The organism is Brevundimonas sp., assembly GCF_036400995.1.
In the GTDB taxonomy this organism is placed as follows: domain Bacteria; phylum Pseudomonadota; class Alphaproteobacteria; order Caulobacterales; family Caulobacteraceae; genus Brevundimonas.
Map to the genome: position 1 here is coordinate 48,916 of NZ_DASWWG010000014.1, position 21,202 is coordinate 70,117.

A 21,202-nucleotide genomic window follows, 5' to 3' on the forward strand; every position below is an offset into this window, starting at 1 on the left:
CCGAAAGCCGCCTTCAAGATGGACGGGGTCACCGTCGTCGATCACCCGCTGGTCGCCCACAAGCTGTCGATCATGCGCGCGAAGGACACCTCCACCGCCCGCTTCCGCGCCCTGCTGCGCGAGATCTCGACCCTGCTCTGCTACGAGGTCACCCGCGACCTGCCGCTGGAGGACTATCCGGTCGAGACGCCGGTCGGGCCCGCCGTCGGCCAGAAGATCGAGGGCAAGAAGCTGGTCTTCGTGCCGATCCTTCGCGCCGGCCTCGGACTGGTCGAGGGCATGCTGGACCTCGTCCCGTCGGCCCGCGTCGGCCACGTCGGCCTGTATCGCGAGCCCGAGACCCTCGATGCGGTCGAGTATTACTTCCGCGCGCCCGAGGATGTGGCGGATCGCCTGTGCATCGTCATCGACCCCATGCTGGCCACGGCCAACACGGCGGTCGCGGCCATCGAGCGACTGAAGGAGCGCGGCGTCACCAACCTGCGCTTCGTCTGCCTTGTCGCCTCGCCGGAGGGACTGGAGCGGCTGCGCGGCTGGCACCCCGACGTGCCGGTCTGGGCCGCCGCCGTGGACGAACGGCTGAACGACCACGGCTACATCGTGCCCGGTCTGGGGGACGCGGGCGACCGGCTGTTCGGGACGCGTTAGCCCACCGCCCTCACATTGTCGTCGGCGTTCCGGTCGATCCATTTGTTGTAGGGATCGGCCCCCGCGAACTTCGGCTCACGGTCGGTGACGAAGCGCAGGACCTGCACGCCGGTGCGGATGCGGCGGCGTTCCAGCAGGATGACGTCACCCTGGTCGAAGGCGCCCTTGCCCGGCTCGGCGGTGAACAGGCCGACGTCGATCATCTCGCTCAGCGGCGAGGGCGTCTCCTTGCCCTGGCCATCCGCATACAGTTTGCGGGCGTCCACGGTCACCGCCACGTCCCAACGCCCGTCCGGGCGGCGGCGCGCCGTCACCCCGGTCGTCTTCAGGTCATAGAGGGTGATCTTCTCAAGCAGGTCGGTGATCAGCGCCTGTTTGTCGGCGGGGGCCTCGGCGCGCAGGGCGGCGACCAGGTCCAGCGACCGGGCGTAGGGCGCGCCCTTGAAGGCGTACTGGGCCAGCACCCGGCGCAGCGCCCGGTTGACCACGTCCTCGCCCAGCTGGTCGCGCAGCAGGTACATGACCAGCGCGCCCTTCCGGTAGTGGATGTACTGCTGGTTCTCGACCCGGAAGAGCGGAAGCTCCTCAAGCCGTTCGGTGCCGCGCGAGCGCAGGTAGCGATCCAGTTCGAACTTCAGGAAGCGCCGGATCTGGTCGCGACCGTACATCTTCTCCATGACCATCAGGGCCGAGTACTGGGCCAGGGTCTCGGACAGCAGGGTCATGCCCTGCTGGTCGGAACCCACGACCTGGTGCGCCCACCATTGGTGCGCGAACTCGTGCGCCGCGACATAGGTCACGTAGTCGATCTTGTTGGGGTCCCGCAGGTCGGCGATGAAGCCGAGGCCTTCAGACCAGGCGAAGGTGTTCGGATAGGACTGGGCGAAGGACGCGTAGTCCGGGAACTCCACGATCCGCGCCTGCCGGAATTGGTAGGGGCTGAAGTTGGCCTGGAAATAGTCCAGCGAGTTGGACAGGGCGTCCAGCATCCGCGGCACGTTCCGGGTGTGGGCGGGATCGTGGAAGACCACCATCTCGACCCCGTTGTGCATCCGCCGGCTCTGCGCATACCGGGCCGACTGCACCGAGAAGAAGTTCAGCACCGGCGCCTCGGTGACGAACCGGGCTGTGCGGCGACCGCCGGTCACCGTGTCCGAACGCTTCTCGCCGGGCGCGACGACGGTCTGATCGGCGTCCGTCGTCACGGTGATGTCCGCCGTCACCCAGTCCGCGCCGATGTAGTTGCGGTTCCGGGCGGCCTCGTTCTCGACCTTGGCCGGACGCAGCTCGGCGGGCAGCCCGTGCTTGCGGCGCTTGGTGCGGTCGGTCAGCAGGCCGTCGCGGCTCATGCCGACCAGCGGCGCGAACTCGAAATTGTTCACGAAGGTGCCGTTGTCGACCAGCCGGGTCGTGTTCCCGCTGGCCATGAAACCGCGCTGGGCCAGCACGCTGTCGAAGCGGACCGTGCGACGGTCGCCGGGCTGCAGCGGGGTGTCGAAGCGATAGATGCGGTAGCTGAACTCCGGCCAGTCGCGGGCCACCCGCGCGCCCTCGACCTCCAGACGCTCCATGTCCAGATCGTCGCTCCAGCGCAGGTGCACCTCGCGCAGCGGCGCGTTGGTCCTGTTCTCCAGAACATAGGTCCCGGTGGTCTCAAGGCTGGGCGCATGAGGGTGCAGGTCCAGCGTCATCCGCACATCGACCACCGACGGCTGCGGCGTGTCCTCGTAACGCAGCAGGGTCTTCTCGGCGTCAGCCTGAAGCTGCTCCAGCTGCTTCTGGCTGCGATACTCGTTCCAGACGTTGGTGTTGATGAAGATGAAGACGCCGAGGCCGATAAAGGCCGCGAGGGCCGCGCCGCCGATCAGGCCCGCCGGACCGGCGAGGCGGCGCGGGAAGCGCTTCACGCGCGGCAGCAACCGGCTTTCGGTTCCGCGCCGCCACAGGCCGTAGCCGATGACCAGCAGGATCACCGCGAAGGCGGTCCAGTAGGCGTCCAGCCAGGCGTTGAAGCCCGCGTAGTCGCCGGTGCCGTTCATGTCGGACAGCGGGACCCCGATGCCCTGCGCGTACAGGTACAGCGGGTGATTGAAGCCGAGGTTCGACATCACGATCGTCGAGATCATGTAGACGACCATGATCGCCCAGCCGACGAACTTGTTCGGCGACAGGGCCTGCACGAAGATCGCCAGCACCGCCAGAAGGCTGAAGCTGAGGGCCTGCGGCAGCACGTACCAGAGCAGGTATTTGCCGAACTCGAAGTCCGTATAGCCCTTGATCAACTGGGTCAGGACGCCCGCCAGCACGCCCATCAGCGCGGTGGACAGCAGCACCAGCGCCAGCGCCAGCGTCTTGGGCACGAGGAAGGTCCAGTCCGGCGTCGAGGTCGCATCCACGATCTCGTGGAATTTGCGGTCACGATCCCGCCAGACCAGCTCGCCCGAATAGTAGATGGCGATGACGACCGAGATCAGGTTGAAGGCGCCCCGAAGTCCGTCGATGACCACCCGCGTCACCAGCAGCAGCGGCGCGCCGTAGATTTCGCCGATGAAGAACAGCGTCGTCATGGCGAAGGCGAAGCCGAGCAGGATCAGGACGACATAGGCCGGGCTCCGGAAGACCATGGAGACCTCGAACGCCGTGCGCTTCACCAGCCGGGCCCAGCCGGCGGCGAAGCCGTGGCTGGGGGCCGGCAGGGCGCCCGGCTGGGCGACGACCGGCGCCGCGGCTTCGGCGAGCGCGCGCAGGCGCTCCTGCTTGCGCGGCTTCGCACCCTTGGTAGCGGGCCGGTACAGCCCATGGGCCGCCGCCAGCAGGGCCGCGCCCACAGCAATGAAGATCACCCGGTTCCACAGCAGCACGCCTTCCAGCGGCGCATTGACCGAGTTCCGCTCGGTGGCGGTCCAGTATTTTGTGACCAGCGAATAGGCGCCGCTGCCGAACGGCTCGGCCCAGGCCAGGGCGGTCTCGAACTCCGGCCGCGAGCCCAGGACGCCGGTGGTGGCGAGATAGACGATCAGCACCCCGACCACGCCGATATAGGTCGCCATCATCGACCGGGTCACGGTGGCCAGGGTGAAGAACAACGCCGAGGTCAGGAACAGGCCGGTCAGGCCGAACACCCCGTAGGCGTACAGATAGTCGAGCGGCCGGAAGGCGCCGACCGTCTCCGGATCGACCCAGGGCATCAGGGTGCCCGTCAGGGTGCCGATCGCGATGCTCAGATAGCAGAGCGCCACCGCCCCGAAGGCCCCGAAGAACCGGCCGTACAGATAGGCCCCCTTCGTCACCCGGGTGCTCTGGATCATCGGGCCGAAACCGGTCTGGGTGTCGCGCGCGACCACATTGGCCACGATGGCCGTCGTGCCCAGCATGAAGAAGACGTTGAAGATGATGTGCGCCACCGCCAGCGCATACGGCGCGTTGCGGTGAACATTCCCGCCGGAGCCCAGCGAGACATTGTCACTGGCGACCGCGCCGAAGGCCAGGAGGCCGAAGACGATGGCGATGACCCAGAAGGCCGGCTGGCGCAGCTGGTAGCGGAACTCGAAGCTGGCGATCTTGGCGAACATGCGGGCGCGCCTCAGGCCGCTTTGCGCGACTGGGCGACGGTCGCCATGTAGACGTCCTCGAGGCCGCCCGGCGCGTGTTCGAAGCCGTCACCCGGATGGTGGTCCGCCAGCACATGGATGACGGTGCGGCCGGCCAGGAGCCGGGTCGAGATGACCTCGTACCGCTTCCTGAAATCAGGCAGCTCGGCCTTGTCGATGACGCGTTTCCAGATGCGGCCTTCCAGATTGTGCTGCAGGTCGGTCGGCACGCCCTCGAGCTGGATCTTCCCGCCCGCGAGGACGGCCATACGGGGACACAGGTCGGTCACGTCGCCGACGATGTGGGTCGAGAGGATGACGACCACGTTCTCGCCGACCTCGGCCAGCAGGTTCAGGAAGCGGTTGCGCTCTTCCGGGTCCAGACCGGCGGTCGGTTCATCGACGATGATCAATTCGGGATTGCCGATCAGGGCCTGGGCGATGCCGAAACGCTGGCGCATCCCGCCCGAGAAGCCGGCCAGAGCCTTGCCGCGCACCGGCCAGAGGTTGACCTGATGCAGCAGGGCCTCGACCGTCGCCTTGCGCTCCTTGCCGTTGGCGATGCCTTTCAGCACCGCCATGTGATCCAGCATGTCGTAGGCCGAGACCCGCGGATAGACGCCGAAGTCCTGCGGCAGATACCCCAGGACACGACGGAGCTTCTCGGGCTCGGCGATCACGTCGATGTCGCCGAAACGGATCGACCCCGAGGTCGGGGTCTGGAGCGTGGCGATCGAACGCATCAGCGTCGACTTCCCCGCCCCGTTGGGACCCAGCAGACCGAACATGCCCTTGGGGATCGTCAGGCTGACGCCGTCCAGAGCCCGCGTCCCGTTGCCGTAGATGTGGGTCAGGTTCTCAATCGTCAGCATAGGCGTCCCCTCCGTACCAGGCTTTCACCGTGTCGCGCGGGGACATGAGCAGCAAGTTAAAGTTGGGTCAGAAATCGCCCCGCCGACGCCCGCTGGCGCGGCGTTTGCACGGGACGACCGGACACCACTATGTCTTGCCCCGCCAGCGGGTTAGAATGAAACCGGACAACCGCAGGACCCGACCCCGCCCGTGCTGAAAAACCTGCTTCCCAGCAAGCCGGGGACCGAGCCCCTCGCCGAGGCGCTGAAGGCGTGCAAGACGCACTTCCTGTGGGCGGCCGTGTTCTCGGCCCTGGTCAACCTGCTGTACCTGACCCCCACCCTCTACATGATGCAGGTGTACGACCGCGTGGTTCCGACCGGCGGGATCGAGACCCTGTGGCTGGTCACCGGCGTGGCCGTGCTGGCCCTGGCTTCGCTGGCCGGCCTGGACTGGTTGCGCGGACGGCTGATGCTGCGCGCGGGCCTGCGGCTGGACCGCCTGCTGTCGGGCAAGGTGCTGCAGCGGGTCATGGACCTGCAGGCCAAGGCGCCGTCGACCCAGGCCCTGCGCGAGTTCGACAACGTCCGCAGCGCCATCGGCGGACAGGGCATGCTGGCCCTGTTCGATGCCCCGTGGACCCCGATCTACCTGTTGTGCTGCTTCCTGCTGCACCCGGCCATCGGCCTGCTGACCCTTGTCGGCGGCGGCATCCTGTTCACCCTGGCCTGGCTGAACGAACGGGACACGCGTCCGCGTCTGGCCAAGGCGATCCAGTCCCAGAACCACGCCTACTCGGCGCAGGAAGCCATCGCCGGACAGGCGGAGGTCGTGCGCGCCCTGGGCATGCGCCAGTCCTCCATCTCGCGCCAGATCGAGCAGCGCCGTCAGGCCACCGCCGCCCAGGCGGACGCCCAACTGACCGGCGGACACTACTCGGGAGCGATCAAATTCCTGCGGCTGGTCATGCAGTCGGCCGCCCTCGGCCTCGCCGCCTATCTGGCGGTGAAGAGCGAGATTTCGCCCGGCTCCATCATCGCCTCGTCGGTCCTGCTGAGCCGCGCCGTCGCGCCGGTCGAACTGCTCGTCGGCGTCTGGCCCTCGCTGGTGCAGGCGACCGCCAGTTGGAAGACCCTGACCGAGCTGTTCGCGAGCACCGCCGCCGTCGAGCGCGAGCGCACCACCCTGCCCGCGCCCAAGGGACGCCTGCAGGTCGAGGCGGTGTCGGTGAAGTTCCCCGACACCGAGAACCCGCAGCTGCGGGGCGTGGCCTTCACCCTGCAGCCCGGCCAGACCCTGGGCGTGGTCGGGGCCAGCGGTTCGGGCAAGACCACCCTCGCCCGCGTGCTGGCCGGCGCGCTGAAGCCGCAGGCGGGCGCCATCCGGCTGGACGGCGCCGAGTACGACGCCCGCGAAGGCGACGAACTGGCCCGGTGGATCGGCTATCTGCCGCAGGTCCCCAGCCTGTTCGCCGGGACCATCAAGGACAATATCTCGCGCTTCTCGACCGCCGTGGGCGTCGATCAGGAAACGGCTGACCGCGGGGCCGTGAAGGCCGCCATGGCCGCCGGGGCGCATGAGCTGATCCTGCGCCTGCCCAACGGTTACGACACCCTTCTGGGCCCGTTCGGACAGGGGCTGTCGGCCGGTCAGGCCCAGCGCGTGGCCCTTGCGCGCGCGCTGTACAACGACCCGGTCCTGCTGGTGCTCGACGAGCCCAACTCCAACCTCGACCAGGAGGGCGAGGCCGCCCTGATGCAGGCGATCATCGGTGCATCGGCGCGCGGCGCCGCCGTGGTCATCATCGCGCACCGCGCGGGTGTGCTGGCCCGGGTCGACCGACTGCTGATGATGCGCGACGGCATGGTCCAGCTTGAGGGACCGCGCGAGGAAGTGCTTGAGAAGATGCGCGCCACCGCGCCCCGCGCGCCCGGCCAGCCCGGTCCCGCCCAGCCGCAGCCCCAGGCGAATGCGCAGGCCCCGCAGGCCCGCATCGCCTCGCCCGCCCAGCCCCCGCGACGCACCCAATGACCGACGCCACCGCGCCCCATGATCCGGCCGCCGCCGCGCCGGACGCCGCCGCGACGACCGCTGCCGCGCCGGAAGGCCCGGTCATCGTCACCGACAATCCGAAGCGTGAGCTGTGGATCGGAGGGGCGATCATCCTCGTCTTCTTCGGCCTGTTCATGGGTTGGGCCACCTTCGCCCCGCTGGACGCCGGCGCCTTCGCCCACGGCCAGATCTCCGTCTCGGGCAACCGGCAGGCGGTGCAGCACCGCGAGGGCGGGGTCGTCAGCGCCCTGCATGTCCGCGAAGGCGACACCGTGCAGCGCGGCCAGATCCTGCTGACCCTGTCCAGCGGCGAGCTGCGGGCGACCGAGCGCGGCGTCGCCGGCCAGGTGTACGCCCTGCTGGCCCAACGGGCCCGGCTCGTGGCCGAGCGCGACGGACTGGGCGGCATCCCGATGCCGCAGGAGTTCGCCAACCTCTCGCCCGACGACGCCGCCCTGGCGCAGGAGAGCCTGCGCATCCAGCAGCTGCAGTTCGGCGCGCGCCGCACCGGCCGTTCGACCGAAACCGGCGTGCTGAGCCAGCGGATCGCCCAGTTGAACGACCAGATCGACGGCTACCAGCGCCAGATAGAGTCCAACCTCGAACAGCAGCGGCTGATCCAGGAAGAGCTGGTCGGCATGCGCGACCTGGCGGCCAAGGGCTATGCGCCCCAGACCCGGGTGCGGGCGCTGGAGCGCACCGCCGCCCAGCTGGACGGGGAGCTCGGCTCGCTGCGCGCCCAGATCGCCCGCTCGCGCGAGGCCGTCGGCGAGACCCGCCTGCAGATGGTCGGGGTCAACACCAAGATGGGCGAGGACGTCGCCGACCAGCTGCGCCAGATCGATATCCAGCTGAACGAACTGCGCCCCCGCCTGACCGAGCTGCGGGCCCAGATCGCGCGCAGCGAGGTGCGGGCGCCCGCCACCGGGCAGGTCGTCGGCCTGACCATCTTCACCCAGGGCGGGGTCATCCAGCCGGGCCAGACGCTGATGGAGATCGTGCCGCGCGACGCCTCGCAGGTGATCGTCGCCCAGGTCCAGCCGACCGACGTCGACAACCTGCGCGTCGGGCAGGAGACCGAGGTCAAATTCACCGGCCTGCGCGAACGCAATCCGCCGCTGGTGTTCGGCCGCGTGACCCGCATCTCGGCCGACAGCTTCACCGTCGAGGAGACCGGCGCGGCCTTCTATCGCGCCGAGATCGTGGTGCCCGCCAGCGAGCTGGAGAAGCTGGGCCGCACCGCCGAGAGCCTGCGTCCCGGCGCGCCCGTCGAGGTCGTCATCCTGCTGCGCAAGCGCACGGCGCTGGCCTATATGCTGGAGCCGCTGACGAACAACCTGTGGCGCTCGGGGAGCGAGCAGTAAGGGTCGAGGGATTGGGGACCAGGGATTAGTCCCACTGTGAAGCGGATCGAGCGGAGCTCCCGGCTCGGCCAGCCTGATCCCTAGTCCCTAGTCCCTAATCCCTACCTGCCCTTCTTCTCCGCCCGGAACCGGTGCAGCAGGGGCTCGGTGTAGCCGCTGGGCTGGGACACGCCCTCGAACACCAGCGCCCGCGCGGCCCTGAAGGCGGTGCTGCCCGCCGGGTTCGACGCCATCGGCTCGTAGAGCGGGTCCGCGGCGTTCTGGGCGTCGACGCGGGCGGCCATCTTCAGCAGGGCGGCGTCGACCTGATCGGCGGTGCAGACGCCGTGCAGCAGCCAGTTGGCCATGTGCTGGGACGAGATGCGCAGGGTGGCCCGGTCCTCCATCAGGCCGACGTCGTGGATGTCGGGCACCTTCGAGCAGCCGACGCCCTGGTCGATCCAGCGGACCACATAGCCGAGCAGCCCCTGGGCGTTGTTCTCCAGCTCCTCGGTCACCTCTTCCGCCGACCAGTTGCGGCCTGACGCGAGGGGCGCGGTCAGCAGGGGTTCGAGGCCGGGGGTCGGCCTGGCGGCGATGGCCTCGCGCAGGGCGAAGACGTCGGTCTGGTGGTAGTGCAGCGCGTGCAGGGTCGCCGCCGTCGGAGACGGGACCCAAGCGGTGTTGGCGCCGGTCTTGGGATGGGCGGCCTTCTGCTCCAGCATGGCCTGCATCTGGTCGGGCGCGGCCCACATGCCCTTGCCGATCTGGGCCTTGCCGTTCAGGCCGCAGGCCAGACCGATGGCGACGTTGCGGGCCTCATAGGCGCTGATCCAGTCGGACGCCTTCATCTCGGCCTTGCGAACCACGGGGCCGCCGCGCATGGCGGTGTGGATCTCGTCGCCGGTGCGATCGAGGAAGCCGGTGTTGATGAAGACCAGCCGGTCAGCGACCTTCTCCAGACAGGCGGCGAGGTTGGCGGACGTGCGGCGCTCCTCGTCCATCACCCCGACCTTCAGGGTGTGGCGCGGCAGGCCCAGAACGTCCTCGACCCGACCGAACAGGGCGTCGGTGAAGGCGACCTCGTCCGGCCCGTGCATCTTGGGTTTGACGATGTAGATCGAGCCTTCGCGGCTGTTGCGGAACCGGCCCAGCCCCTTGAGGTCATGGGCGCCGATGGCCGAGGTGATCAGGCCGTCCAGAACGCCCTCGAAGGCCTCCGACCCGTCGGCCAGCCGGATGGCGGGCGTCGTCATCAGGTGGCCGACGTTGCGGACGAACAGCAGGGACCGGCCCGGCAGGGTGATGGTCGAGCCGTCCGGCGCGGTCACCGCCCTGTCCGGATTGAGGGCGCGGGTCAGGGTCTGGCCGCCCTTCGGGAAGGTCTCGACCAGATCACCGGTCATCAGGCCCAGCCAGTTGCGATACGCCGCGACCTTGTCTGCGGCGTCGACGGCGGCGATGGAGTCCTCGAGGTCGACGATGGTCGACAGGGCGGCCTCCAGAACGACGTCCGAAATGCCCGAAGGGTCAGTGGCCCCGATGGGATGGGACGGATCGAAGACGACCTCGATGTGCAGGCCGTTGTGGCGGAAGACGCGGCCCTTGTCGGTCTGGCCGACGTACTGGCTCGGGTCCTTCAGGGCGACGCCGTTGGACGGGTCGCCGAGGTCGACCCAGGACCCGGCCTCCAGCGGCACGGCCTCGTCGAGGAAGGCCTTGGCGCGAGCCACGACGCGGGCGCCGCGGGCGGCGTCATAGGGACCGGGCGGCGGCAGGTCGCCCAGCGCATCGGTGCCGTAGAGCGCGTCGTACAGACTGCCCCACCGGGCGTTGGCGGCGTTCAGGACGAAGCGGGCGTTGAGCGCCGGGACGACCAGTTGCGGCCCGGCCATCGTCGCGACCTCGGCGTCCACATGGGTCGTGGCGATGGCGAAGGGGGCGGGCTCGGGGACCAGGTAGCCGATGTCGGTGAGGAAGCGGACGGTCTCCGCCGGGTCCTGCGGCCGGCCCGCGCGGGCGGCGTGCCAGTCGTCGATCCGGGACTGAAGGTCGTCGCGGACCTGGAGCAGGGCGCGGTTCTCGACGGCGGCCCAGTTCAGCAGGTCGGCGGCGCCTGTCCAGAAGCGATCCGCCTCAAGCCCGATCCCCGGAAGCACCTCTTGCTCAACGAAATCAGCCAGTTCCTGTGCGACCTGCAGGCCTGCGCGCGGCGTCATCGACATCAGCTTCTCCCGGAGCGAGACTGTAACATTCCGTGATCACGTAGGGGAAGTCGAGCGGATTTCGCAGGTGCGGGAGGAAATTCGCGACGGAAAAAACGGGGCGTGAACCGTCTGCGAGACGGTCGAAATACACCGTCTATGTCGTCTATGTCGTCTATCGGCGCAGGCAGCAGGCGGTAGGCAGTAGGCAGTAGGCAGGAGAATAGCGGGGCGATGCGTCAGGATTGGTCGCAGGCTTACCTCTCCGTTCGCCCTCAAGCGAATGGAGAGGACAGACCGGCGCTCAGCGACGGTGAGGGCGGCTCGGTGTCAGCAGGAGACGCCTCAAAAACCGGTGTTGACGGCCAACCCCTCCCCGCCTGCGCCGCCCCCTCCTGATCGGCGAAGACGCCGATCTGTCCTCCCCATCGCCTTGAAGGGGCGATGGAGAGGTGATGGAGTGAGCGTATGACCTGGCTGCGCCTCCACTGGGCCCTGGCCCTGCTGATCCTGATCGCGGCGTCCGGGCTGTTCTGGCCGATCACCGGCGGATGGCCGTCGCGGGTGGCGCTGGCTTGGGATATCGGGGTCGGGCTGTTCCTGATCGAAAGCGCGGTGAAGGTGCTGCGCACCCGATCCGCCGACGCCATTCGGACCCGCGCCTCGGCGCTGGACGAGGCCGGGCCCGCCATCCTGCCGCTGGCCCTGATCGCGGCGGTGGGCAGCGTGATCGTCGTGGTCGGCGAGGCGGCGAGCGGAGGCGGCGGACCGGCGGTGCTGGCGCTGGTGACGGTGGCCCTGTCGTGGCTGTTCGTCCACGTCATCTTCGCCTTCCACTACGCCCACGTCTTCTATTCGCCGGGACCGAACGGCGACCGGGGCGGGCTGCTGTTTCCGGGTGACGACGCCGAGCCCGACTACTGGGACTTCCTGCATTTCTCGCTGATCATCGGCGTCGCCTCGCAGACGGCGGACGTGCAGATCGCGGACCGGGGCGTGCGCCGGACCTCGACCGTGCACAGCCTGACGGCCTTCGTCTTCAACACCGTGGTGCTGGCCCTGACGGTCAATATGGCGGTGGGGTTGCTGGGCGCGAACTGAGCCTTCGCCTTGACTTGAACACCTTTGAGGGCCATTTGCCCGCTGCACCGCAGCAATTGCGGTCTCCGGCGTCTCCAGCGCGTGTGGGCCTCCCTCCCCGGAAGCCTGTCTGTAGCAGCCGCCGGGTCCTCAAAATCATTCGCTGCCCGGACACGCGGGGCGGCGCCCGATCCACCCCGACGGCCTCCGCGTAGAGGCTCTATCGGGACTGGCGGTGCGCTGTTCCTGCGCGCGTCGGGTCGAGAAGGCGAAGCCTTCTGACCGCGCGCCACGAGAGTGCTCGCCGCATGCGAAAGAAGACGCTCCGTGAGCAAGACCACCTTTGACTCCATGGGCCTGAACCCGGCCCTGCTCTCCGCCCTGAAGGCGGAAGGCTATGAGACCCCGACCCCGATCCAGCAGAAGGCCATCCCGGACGTGATGCTGGGCAAGGACCTGCTAGGCATCGCCCAGACGGGCACCGGCAAGACCGCCGCCTTCGCCCTGCCGATCCTGCACCGTCTGGCCGCCAACCGCGTCGCCCCCGTGCCGCGCACCACCCGCGCCCTGATCCTGAGCCCGACCCGCGAACTGGCCACCCAGATCGCCGAAAGCTTCAAGGCCTACGGCAAGCACCTGGGCTTCCGCGTCGCCGTGATCTTCGGCGGCGTGAAGTACGGCGGGCAGGAGCGCTCGCTGAACCAGGGCCTCGACATCCTGGTCGCCGCGCCGGGCCGTCTGCTGGACCACATCCAGCAGAAGAACCTGGACCTGTCGGCCACCGAAATCTTCGTGCTGGACGAGGCTGACCAGATGCTGGACCTCGGCTTCATCAAGCCGATCCGCCAGATCGTCAGCCGCATGCCGGCCAAGCGCCAGAACCTGTTCTTCTCGGCCACCATGCCGTCGGAGATCGGCAAGCTGGCCGGTGAACTGCTGAAGGATCCGGTCAAGGTCCAGGTGACGCCGCAGTCGACCACGGTCGAGCGCATCAACCAGTCGGTCATCCACATCGAGCAAGGCCGCAAGCGCGCCCTGCTGACCGAGATGTTCGCCGATCCGGAGTACACGCGCTGCCTGGTCTTCACCAAGACCAAGCACGGCGCCGACAAGGTCGCGGCCTATCTGGAAGCCGGCGGCGTCGAGGCCGGCGCCATCCATGGCAACAAGAGCCAGCCGCAACGTGAGCGCACCCTGGCCGCCTTCAAGGCCGGCAAGCTGCGCGTGCTGGTCGCCACCGACATCGCCGCGCGCGGCATCGACGTGGACGGCGTCTCGCACGTCGTGAACTTCGAACTGCCCTATGTGCCGGAAGCCTATGTCCACCGCATCGGCCGTACGGCCCGCGCGGGCAAGGACGGTTCGGCCGTCAGCTTCGTCGCCGGCGACGAGATGAAGCTGCTGAAGGACATCGAGAAGGTCACGCGCCAGAAGATCCCGTCGAGCGACCGTCGCAACGACAAGTCGCTGGCCCTGCTGGACCAGTCGATCATGGCCTCGGGCGTGAAGAACAAGGCCTCGATGCCGGACGACGGCCGTGGTGATCGCCAGCAGCAGCAACGCGGCCCGCGCAACCCGCGCCGCGACGGCATCAAGCTGGAAGGCGGCGGGCAACCGCACCGCGTCCGCAAGGGCCGCGCCGCCGAGGCTCGCCCGACGCCGGAACGCGCCTTCGACCCGATGGCCCGCGATCGCGGCCGTCAGACCCACAACGACCCGCGCCACACCTCGGCGCCGGCCGCCAATGAGCCGAAGCCGGTCGGTGAAATGAAGCGCCGTCCGCGTCGCCGCCGTCCGTCGAACGGCGGCAAGGGCTACGCCGCCAAGGGCTGATCCCGGCCCGGACTGACCAGTGAAGCGCCCGCCGGAGCGATCCGGCGGGCGTTTTGCATTGCGGAACCCGCGTCCGCATCAGACCTTGATGGAGCATGCCCCCGCTCAGCCTCCCCGCCCCGCTCCAGAGCCGCATCGAGGCTGCGGCGCGCGGCCTGATGTCCGCGGACGGGTTCCGGATCGACTTCGCCACCCCGCCCGGCGCGCCCGCCCTGACCGGGCCGGACTCGGTGTCCTGGCGGCTGTTCAAGAACCCGATCTCGCTGTTCATCGGCGGGGTGGCGGCGGTGCTGCTGGAGCTGGCCGAGCCGAAGGTGCGGGCGGGGGTCTGGGACCACACCAGCTTCCGCACCGACCCGGTGACGCGGCTGAGGCGGACCGGGCTGGCGGCCATGGTCACCGTCTATGCGCCGCGCGAGGTGGCCGAGGCGATGATCGAGGGGGTGAACCGTCGGCATGCGCGGGTGACCGGGACCAGCGAGCATGGCCAGTCCTACGCCGCCGACGATCCTGACCTGCTGGACTGGGTCCAGGCGACGGCCTCGTACGGCTTTATCGAGGCCTATGACCGGTATGTCGAACCGTTGGGCGAGCGGCTGAAGGATCAGGCCTTCACCGAGGCGGCCCCGGCGGCGCGGCTGTACGGCGCGCTGAACGCCCCCGGGTCGGTCGCCGAATGGGAGGCGGCGCTGGCGGCCATGGACGGACGGCTGGAGGCCTCGCCCGTCATCTTCGAGTTTCTGGAGATCATCCGCGCCGCACCCGCCCTGCCCGGCGGGGGTCGGCTGCTGCAGCCGATGCTGGTGAAGGCGGCGGTGGATTTGTTGCCCGAGGCGCTGAAGGCGCGGCTGGGGCTGGAGGCGGCCGGACTGTCCGCGCTGGAACGCGGATGGGTGCGGACGATGGCGAAGACAGCGGACCGGCTGGTGCTCGAGAGCGCCCCTCCGGCCCGCGCCTGTGTTCGCATGGGTCTTCCGGCGGACTGGCTGTACCGCCCGCCGGAAGCCTGACGACCTGACTTAGAAGGCCATCCGGGTGCCGAGCGACCAGACCAGGCCGTAGCCTTCGGTCACGCCGCGCAGGCTCGACTGAACCGCGGCCGGGGTGCCCTGGTACAGGGTGCGGTCGCTGTGGGCGTCGCCGTCCTGGAAGGCGATGTAGGTCAGGCCGAAGTCGACGGCCGCGCGCTCGGTGATCTGGGCCGACAGACCGCCCGAGAACAGCCAGCGGTCCGAGTCCGGAATACGGGCGGTGCGCTCGTCCTCACGGGTCGGGGTCGGGGTGTAGCCCACGCCGCCGCGGAAGGTCAGCTTGTCGGTGGCCGCGTAGTCGAAGCCGACCGAGCCGGTGGTGACGTCTTCATAGTCCAGACGGATGGTCTGGCCGCCGCCCGGATAGACGACGTCGATGGTGTCGAACTCCGACCAGCCGATGCGGTTGACCTGGGCGTTCAGGGTGAGGCGGTCGTTGACGGCGTAACGGGCCGAGGCGGCGATGTACGACGGGGTGCTGAAGCCCGCGACGCCGTCAGCCGCCAGGTTGCCGCCGGCGAGCGGGCCGAGCAGGCCCGAGATGGCCACGTCGCCGTCCAGCTCGTGCTCGATGGCCGACCGGTAGCTGAGGCCGAGGTCCAGCTTGCCGAAGTGGGCCTGGGCGCCGACGTTCCAGCCGTAGTCCCAGCCGTCGCCTTCCAGCGACGAGAAGCCGTCCGGCAGGGCCGGCGACAGGTTCGGCAGGGCCGAGGTCAGCTTGGCCTTCACATACTGGGCGTCGAAGCCGACGCCGAGGTCCAGCCAGTCGGTGACGCGCATGGCGCCGACCAGGCCGACGTTGGCCGAGCGCAGCTCGGACGTCAGGGCGTCGTAGCGGGCGAACGAGTCCGGCTCGTACTTGGTGGTGAAGTTGTACGGGGCCGCGATGGCCAGGCCGACGGCGAAGCGGTCGCCGATCGGGGTGGCGATGGCGAAGTTCGGCACGATGCCGCTTTCGATCGGGTTCTGGGTCGAGCTGACGCCCTGCACCGGCACGGTGACGCCGCCAGGATAGGTCAGGGTCGAACCGGCGTTGCTGACTTCCGAGTTCACGGCGACGGCGTGGGCGCCGAAGGTCAGCTCACGGCCGCTGCGGGCGATGGCGGCGGGGTTCCACCACAGCGACGCCACGCCGGTGTCGGCGGCTTCACCCGAGAAGGCGCGACCGGCGCCGCGGGCGGACTGCTCCTGCAGATAATAGGATTGGGCCGCGGCGGGGGTGGCGACGGCAAAAGCCAGCGCGGCGAGGGCCGCGCCGGTGAACAGCGACTTCGAGGAGCTCATATTTTTACTTTCCGAGGCCCGGGGAGGGGCAGCGTTTCCAAACTATGCCGGGGAGGCGGTCTGGAAATGCGCGGCAAAGCCTTTGGCTGCAACGCTTTGAAGGATTTGTCGCAGTAAAGTGATCAATGTTCACATGGTCGATGAACGACGTTTCGCTACAGTAGCTGTTTCGGACAGCAGAACGCCCGCCGGAGGGTCCGGCGGGCGTCTGGTTTTCTGACGTTTCTTCCCTGAAGGATCAGGCGGCGGCGGAAGCCGGCTGCACGCCCTCGGCCGGATCGCGCAGCACATAGCCGCGGCCCCAGACGGTTTCGATGTAGTGCTTGCCGCCCGCGGCCGTGGCCAGCTTCTTGCGCAGCTTGCAGATGAAGACGTCGATGATCTTCAGCTCGGGCTCGTCCATGCCGCCGTAGAGGTGGTTCAGGAACATTTCCTTGGTCAGGGTGGTGCCCTTGCGGAGCGAGAGCAGCTCCAGCATCTGGTATTCCTTGCCCGTCAGGTGGACGCGGTGACCGTTCACCTCGACCGTCTTGGCATCCAGGTTCACGGCGATCTCGCCGGTGTGGATGATCGCCTGGGCGTGGCCCTTCGAACGACGGACCACCGCGTGGGTGCGGGCGATCAGCTCGTCCTTGTGGAAGGGCTTGGTCATGTAGTCGTCGGCGCCGCCGCCGAACGTCTTGACCTTGGTCTCGATTTCCGAGGTGCCCGACAGGATCATCACAGGGGTGTTGACCTTGCCCACGCGCAGCTGGCGCAGGACTTCCAGGCCGTTCATGTCCGGCAGGTTGAGGTCGAGCAGAATGAGATCGTAGTCGTAGATCTTGCCGAGATCGATGCCTTCCTCGCCGAGGTCGGTCGTGTAGACGTTGAAGCCTTCCGACTTCAGCATCAGCTCGATGCTCTGCGCGGTCGCGTGATCATCTTCGATAAGCAGGACGCGCATTAGTGCCCCTCCAGGCAGAGCTTGGCCGTAGATATTACTGTCCCGTTTCCGGGTAACCTTGTTCGGACGTTAACCCCTCAAAACCTTAAGAAGGGTTAATACGATTGGTTAACGACGAATCTAGGCTGATTTGCGAATCGCCGTCGAGAGTCCGGAGTCAAGCGAGTCGAATTTTTTCGAACCGCCGTTCCCCGGCCGGTCCATACGACCAATATCGCCGCATCACAGGAATATAGTCCTACGTCAGGCCGGCACCGAGATCGGCCATGCGTTGATGATGGAGACAGGCGATGGAGGACCTTTATCGGGCGCCCGCGACCAGCGGGGACCGGCTGAGGGCGGGACTGGCGCTGCAGATGGTGGCCGCCGCCACCGGCGTGCCGGTGGAGCAGATCAACAGGGGCGTGCGGCGCGGCGGCCAGGCCTGCCGGGCGCGATGGCTGGCCATGTACCTGGCGCACGTCGCCTTCGGCTGGCCGATCGAGCGGGTGGGACACGCGTTCGGCATGAACCGCGCGACAGCGGCCCAGGCCTGCCGCTGGGCCGAGGACGGGCGGGACCGGCCCTGGCTGGATGACCTGCTGAACCGGCTGGAGCGGGCCGTGCGCGAGCTGCTGGACGCGCCGCGCTGCGAGTTGCCGATATGAGCGGCGGGCACACGCTGGAGCGGGCGCGCAGGATGCTGGCCCTGCCGGGCGCCTGGCTGGAGCCGGGAGACGGGGCCTATCTGGTGCGCACCGGGCCGGACCGGCGGGCGCGGGTCATGCTGAGGCTGGACGAGGCCGGCTTCGAAGCGCTGGTCCGCTCGCCTGGGCTCCGCCCTCGCGAGGGCGCGGGCTGGATCGCCCGGAAGCCCGCTCCGCCGGGCCCGCCGTCGCCGCCGGCCGGACGCCCGGGGATCATCGAGGGCGTGCGAGCCGTCATGGCGGCGGACGGACGGCCGGTGGATCATCCGGCCAACCTGGCCCCGTCCGCCGTCGCCTGGCTGGCGCGGCGCAAGGATGCGGACGGCCGCCCCTGGCTGACCCGCGCCGAGATCGCGGCGGCGGAACGGCTGGAACGGGATGCGCAGCTGGCGCTGGCCGGAGCCGGGGTGACCATGCGTTGGGACGCCCTGCCCCGCGCCGCGTCCGGCGGACGTCCGGGCCCGGCCGGACCGGACGACCGGGCCCTGCGCGCCTCCGCCCGGGTCGAGGCGGCGCTGGCGGCCTGCGAAGGCTCACGGGCCATCATCGCGCACGTCTGCATCCAGGCCTCCGCCCTGCAAGCGGCCGAACAGGCCCTCGGCCTGCGCCGGCGGACCGGGAAGATGTTGCTGAAGCACGGCCTGACCCGGCTGGCGCGACATTATCGCATCGGCTGACGCGCCGGATAACACCGTGACCATACGTTACAGCCTCGTAACTTTCGCGTCACGATTATCAGTCCTAGGGTGCCGCTTCGACGCGCTCCGGGAGGGGCGCGTCCGCGTTTTTGAGGCGCCGCTCCTTCCGGCGCCGGGTTCGGGGATTGGCGTTGAAGACAACAGTGGCATCCAGCCTCGCCTTGGGGCTGTTCATCAGTGCGGCGTCGGTTCCGGCCCTTCCGGCCGCGGCCCAGGACAACCTGACCGGTCGCGTCCTGACCGAAATCTGCCTGCCCTACGCCAACCGGGCGCAGAGCTTCGAAAAGGCGATCCGCGCCGCGCGCGACCTGCGCTTCCGCCGCCCGGCGGAAGACCGCAACACGCCGCTCGAGGAATACGCCTCGGAAGTCGAGCTGATCTCGCGCGACGGCGCCTGGCGCATCCGTCTGGAGGAAGGCAGCATCGAGTACGGCGACAGCGAAGCCTATGCGCTGAGCTGCTCCCTGTCGTCGAACCGGGCCAGCGCCACCGAACTGGCCAACCTGGGCCGGCGCGCCTTCCGCGATGAGCGCTACTGGGCGAACGACAACGAGAACGACCGCCAGTGGGAACGTCGCGGTCGCAATCCGGAAGAGCGACGGCTGGAAGTGCGCGTGGTCGAAAGCGAGGGCTCCCGCCCCGCCCTCGTGATCCGGGGCATCTATTTCTGAGCTGAGACCGCCGCGTCCCTGATGCGGCCGACCATGCTGTTCAGGCCGTTGGCGCGCTGACGCGTCAGGGCCGAGGGCAGGCCCAGCCGGTCCAGCGCCGCGCGGGCGTCAAAACCCAGTATCTCGTCCGGCGTGCGGTTCGAATAGAGCCGCAGCAGCAGGGCGATGTTGCCCTTGCTCAGCGCGCTGTCGCTGTCGGCCATGAAGCTGAGGCGGTCGCCCTCGTGGCGCACGGCCAGCCAGACCTGGGCCGCGCAGCCCGGGACCTTGTTCCCGTCGATCCGGTCCGCCTCGGGCAGGGGCTCCAGATCCTTGCCCAGATCGATGACGTATTCGATCCGACCCTCCCAGTCGCCGAGCAGGTCGAACTCCTCGACCAGTTCGGCAAGGACGGCGTCGATGGGGGGCGGAGTGCTCATCGGCGCCAGATAGGCCGATGCCGCGTTAACGACAACCGCCGGGACCATCCCCGGAAATCGTCCGCGAGCGGCTTCCGGCAGTCGCCTGATGGGGGTGCGGACTTTGGACGACTCAGCCGGGCGGCTAGGCTCGCCGTCCCTATTGTCGCCAATCCTCCCTTCGCCCCGCCCTTGAATCCCAGCCCCAGAGCCGAGACGACGGAAAGCACCGCCCGCCACGGGGCCGGTGATCGCGCCGCGCTGGCCGCATGGCACGCGGGCTGGGCGGTCGCCGCCGCCCTGCTGGCCTTCGGCGCGCGCTGGATCGGCGGCGTCGACGGACCGGTCTTCTACAGCGTGCTGGCGATGATCGTGCCGGGCCTGATCGGCCTGAACCTGCTCAAGAACGATTCCTTCCGCGACCGGATGATCCTGCTGGGCGTCTGGGGCATGGCGGCGGTGACGACGGCGGCGCTGTCCGGCGGCCTGACCGGCCCGCTGGCGGGCTTTGTTTTCCTGCCGCTGACGGCGGGGATCGCCCTGGGCGGTCCGCGACCGGTGCAGGCAGGCGCCCTGGGCGTCGGCCTGGCCGCGCTGGCGGGGCTGGCGACCAGCTGGATGCTGGGCGGCCCGGGGGCCCACCTGCCCGCCCTGGCCGCCCTGTCGGCGGTGCTGACCGCCGCCGCCGCCGCTCTCGCGGTCCGGCTGTCCTGGCTGCAGCGCGAGCGGCGCATGGCCTCGGCCGAGACCGAGGTGCGCCGGGTCGAGGCCCTGCTGGCGGCCCAACCCGGCCTGACCCTGATCCTCGAGCCCTCCGGCCGCGTGCTGGCGGCCTACGGTTCGCCGCCCGCCGCCCTGCCCGTCGATCCGCTGTTCGAGCAGGGACTGGTCGCCGCCATCCACGCCCCGGACCGTCCGCGCCTGCTGGCGGCGATGGACCGCGCCCTGTCCGGCTACGAGGGCGCCGCGACCCTGGCCCCGCGACTGGCGCTGGACCGCCGCGTGCAGTTGGTGCTGCGCCGCCTCGACGATCCCGCCGGACCGCGCCTGATCGCCCAGGCCTTCGACGGCACCGCCCAATACGCCCGCGAACTGGGTCTGGAGATCGCCCGCAACGAGGCCGAGGCCCGCGAGCAGGGCAAGACCCGCTTCCTGGCCAATATGAGCCATGAGCTGCGCACGCCGCTGAACGCCGTGCTGGGCTTCTCGGACATCATGCGCCAGCGCCTGTTCGGCCCGATCCCGGATCGCTACGCCGAATATGCGGAGAACATCCATCAGGCGGGCGAGCACCTGCTGGACCTGATCAACGACCTGCTGGACGTCTCAAAGATCGAGGCCGAGCGCTACGCCCTCGCGATCGAGAAGTTCGACGCCCGCGAGGTGGTGTCGGACGCGATGGCGCTGGTCCGGGTGAACGCCGACGACAAGAGCGTCAGCCTGTCCGGCGTCCTGCCCCCGGAGGCCGTCGAGGTGTCGGCTGACCGTCGCGCCCTGAAGCAGATCGCCCTGAACCTGCTGTCCAACGCGGTGAAGTTCACGCCCGACGGCGGCGCCGTCACCGTGACCGTCGAAGCGATCGGTCCGTATCTGGAAATCGTGGTGGCCGACACCGGCGTCGGCATCGCGCCGGAGGACGTCAAACGTCTGGGCCGTCCGTTCGAGCAGGCGGGCGCGCCGGAACAGCGCCGTCAGGGCACGGGTCTGGGCCTGTCGCTGGTGCGCGCCTTCGCCGAACTGCACGGCGGCCGGATGAGCATCGAGAGCACGCTGGGCGAAGGCACGGCGGTGACCGTGCGCATGCCTGTGGCGCTGGTGGCGCGGGCGCCGGCGCCGGAAGGCGGGGCCGAGATCATCCACCTGCCGGTGGCCAACGGGGGCTGAGC

Annotated in this window: 16 protein-coding genes; 10 read left to right on the forward strand and 6 right to left on the reverse strand. The window is 69.2% G+C overall.

Annotated elements, in window-relative coordinates:
- Positions 1-18: 18 nt before the first annotated feature.
- The gene (upp, locus tag VGE03_RS01760) at positions 19-648 is read left to right on the forward strand and encodes a uracil phosphoribosyltransferase (RefSeq protein ID WP_331044772.1); all 630 of its coding nucleotides are present in this window, start codon (positions 19-21) and stop codon (positions 646-648) included.
- On the opposite strand, the gene VGE03_RS01765 is transcribed toward upp, so the two are convergent.
- Together VGE03_RS01765 and VGE03_RS01770 are read right to left on the reverse strand one after the other, a co-directional pair.
- The gene (locus tag VGE03_RS01765) at positions 645-4,220 is read right to left on the reverse strand and encodes an ABC transporter permease/M1 family aminopeptidase (protein WP_331044751.1); all 3,576 of its coding nucleotides are present in this window, start codon (positions 4,218-4,220) and stop codon (positions 645-647) included. The genes upp and VGE03_RS01765 overlap by 4 nt on opposite strands.
- A gap of 11 nt (positions 4,221-4,231) precedes the next feature.
- Positions 4,232-5,110 (reverse strand): ABC transporter ATP-binding protein, encoded by an 879-nt coding sequence (locus VGE03_RS01770; protein WP_331044752.1) that lies wholly within the window; start codon positions 5,108-5,110, stop codon positions 4,232-4,234.
- Between the two features lie 190 nt (positions 5,111-5,300).
- Between VGE03_RS01770 and VGE03_RS01775 the strand changes: the two genes are divergently transcribed.
- On the forward strand, positions 5,301-7,121 hold the full coding sequence (locus VGE03_RS01775; protein ID WP_331044753.1) for a type I secretion system permease/ATPase: 1,821 nt from the start codon (positions 5,301-5,303) through the stop codon (positions 7,119-7,121).
- Positions 7,118-8,506 carry an HlyD family type I secretion periplasmic adaptor subunit gene (locus tag VGE03_RS01780; protein WP_331044754.1) on the forward strand — a complete coding sequence of 463 codons (1,389 nt, stop codon included), beginning with the start codon at positions 7,118-7,120 and terminating at the stop codon, positions 8,504-8,506. The genes VGE03_RS01775 and VGE03_RS01780 overlap by 4 nt, the downstream gene beginning before the upstream one ends.
- Positions 8,507-8,607: 101 nt before the next feature.
- Here VGE03_RS01780 and VGE03_RS01785 read toward each other — a convergent pair whose 3' ends face one another.
- Positions 8,608-10,710, reverse strand: a complete 2,103-nt coding sequence (locus tag VGE03_RS01785; RefSeq protein ID WP_331044755.1) for a malate synthase G — start codon at positions 10,708-10,710, stop codon at positions 8,608-8,610.
- A 447-nt stretch (positions 10,711-11,157) separates the two neighbouring features.
- Here VGE03_RS01785 and VGE03_RS01790 point away from each other — a divergent pair, with 447 nt between their 5' ends.
- The 3 genes from VGE03_RS01790 to VGE03_RS01800 all read left to right on the forward strand — a co-directional run bounded on the left by VGE03_RS01790 (position 11,158) and on the right by VGE03_RS01800 (position 14,612).
- Positions 11,158-11,790 carry a DUF1345 domain-containing protein gene (locus VGE03_RS01790; RefSeq protein ID WP_331044756.1) on the forward strand — a complete coding sequence of 211 codons (633 nt, stop codon included), beginning with the start codon at positions 11,158-11,160 and terminating at the stop codon, positions 11,788-11,790.
- 306 nt (positions 11,791-12,096) lie between these two features.
- On the forward strand, positions 12,097-13,602 hold the full coding sequence (locus VGE03_RS01795; protein WP_414644869.1) for a DEAD/DEAH box helicase: 1,506 nt from the start codon (positions 12,097-12,099) through the stop codon (positions 13,600-13,602).
- 95 nt (positions 13,603-13,697) lie between these two features.
- The gene (locus VGE03_RS01800) at positions 13,698-14,612 is read left to right on the forward strand and encodes an oxygenase MpaB family protein (protein ID WP_331044757.1); all 915 of its coding nucleotides are present in this window, start codon (positions 13,698-13,700) and stop codon (positions 14,610-14,612) included.
- Between the two features lie 9 nt (positions 14,613-14,621).
- On the opposite strand, the gene VGE03_RS01805 is transcribed toward VGE03_RS01800, so the two are convergent.
- Both VGE03_RS01805 and ctrA read right to left on the reverse strand, forming a co-directional pair.
- Positions 14,622-15,917: an OmpP1/FadL family transporter gene (locus VGE03_RS01805; protein WP_331044758.1), complete on the reverse strand. Its 1,296-nt coding sequence runs from the start codon at positions 15,915-15,917 to the stop codon at positions 14,622-14,624.
- 238 nt (positions 15,918-16,155) lie between these two features.
- Positions 16,156-16,863 carry a response regulator transcription factor CtrA gene (gene ctrA, locus VGE03_RS01810; RefSeq protein WP_331044759.1) on the reverse strand — a complete coding sequence of 236 codons (708 nt, stop codon included), beginning with the start codon at positions 16,861-16,863 and terminating at the stop codon, positions 16,156-16,158.
- A gap of 290 nt (positions 16,864-17,153) precedes the next feature.
- Between ctrA and VGE03_RS01815 the strand changes: the two genes are divergently transcribed.
- From VGE03_RS01815 to VGE03_RS01825, 3 genes are all read left to right on the forward strand, one after another.
- Positions 17,154-17,510 (forward strand): helix-turn-helix domain-containing protein, encoded by a 357-nt coding sequence (locus VGE03_RS01815; RefSeq protein ID WP_331044760.1) that lies wholly within the window; start codon positions 17,154-17,156, stop codon positions 17,508-17,510.
- On the forward strand, positions 17,507-18,226 hold the full coding sequence (locus VGE03_RS01820) for a DUF6456 domain-containing protein (protein WP_331044761.1): 720 nt from the start codon (positions 17,507-17,509) through the stop codon (positions 18,224-18,226). Before VGE03_RS01815 ends, VGE03_RS01820 begins: the two co-directional genes overlap by 4 nt.
- Before the next feature lie 164 nt (positions 18,227-18,390).
- Complete coding sequence (locus VGE03_RS01825) at positions 18,391-18,918, forward strand: hypothetical protein (RefSeq protein WP_331044762.1); 528 nt, start codon at positions 18,391-18,393, stop codon at positions 18,916-18,918.
- On the opposite strand, the gene VGE03_RS01830 is transcribed toward VGE03_RS01825, so the two are convergent.
- Positions 18,909-19,337, reverse strand: coding sequence for a SufE family protein (locus VGE03_RS01830; RefSeq protein ID WP_331044763.1), 429 nt, complete (start codon positions 19,335-19,337; stop codon positions 18,909-18,911). The two genes, VGE03_RS01825 and VGE03_RS01830, sit on opposite strands and share 10 nt — an antisense overlap.
- 171 nt (positions 19,338-19,508) lie before the next feature.
- On the opposite strand from VGE03_RS01830, the gene VGE03_RS01835 reads away from it, so the two are divergent.
- A complete protein-coding gene (locus VGE03_RS01835; RefSeq protein ID WP_331044764.1) occupies positions 19,509-21,200 on the forward strand; it encodes a HAMP domain-containing sensor histidine kinase in 1,692 nt (563 codons plus the stop codon).
- Positions 21,201-21,202 lie beyond the last annotated feature (2 nt).

Coding starts and splice junctions, on each gene's coding strand:
- VGE03_RS01770 (WP_331044752.1), bottom strand. CDS start 5,110: ATGCTGACGATTGAGAACCTGACCCACATCTACGGCAACGGGACGCGG.
- VGE03_RS01820 (WP_331044761.1), top strand. CDS start 17,507: ATGAGCGGCGGGCACACGCTGGAGCGGGCGCGCAGGATGCTGGCCCTG.
- VGE03_RS01805 (WP_331044758.1), bottom strand. CDS start 15,917: ATGAGCTCCTCGAAGTCGCTGTTCACCGGCGCGGCCCTCGCCGCGCTG.
- VGE03_RS01815 (WP_331044760.1), top strand. CDS start 17,154: ATGGAGGACCTTTATCGGGCGCCCGCGACCAGCGGGGACCGGCTGAGG.
- VGE03_RS01830 (WP_331044763.1), bottom strand. CDS start 19,337: ATGAGCACTCCGCCCCCCATCGACGCCGTCCTTGCCGAACTGGTCGAG.
- upp (WP_331044772.1), top strand. CDS start 19: ATGGACGGGGTCACCGTCGTCGATCACCCGCTGGTCGCCCACAAGCTG.
- VGE03_RS01780 (WP_331044754.1), top strand. CDS start 7,118: ATGACCGACGCCACCGCGCCCCATGATCCGGCCGCCGCCGCGCCGGAC.
- VGE03_RS01785 (WP_331044755.1), bottom strand. CDS start 10,710: ATGTCGATGACGCCGCGCGCAGGCCTGCAGGTCGCACAGGAACTGGCT.
- ctrA (WP_331044759.1), bottom strand. CDS start 16,863: ATGCGCGTCCTGCTTATCGAAGATGATCACGCGACCGCGCAGAGCATC.
- VGE03_RS01790 (WP_331044756.1), top strand. CDS start 11,158: ATGACCTGGCTGCGCCTCCACTGGGCCCTGGCCCTGCTGATCCTGATC.
- VGE03_RS01800 (WP_331044757.1), top strand. CDS start 13,698: ATGCCCCCGCTCAGCCTCCCCGCCCCGCTCCAGAGCCGCATCGAGGCT.
- VGE03_RS01765 (WP_331044751.1), bottom strand. CDS start 4,220: ATGTTCGCCAAGATCGCCAGCTTCGAGTTCCGCTACCAGCTGCGCCAG.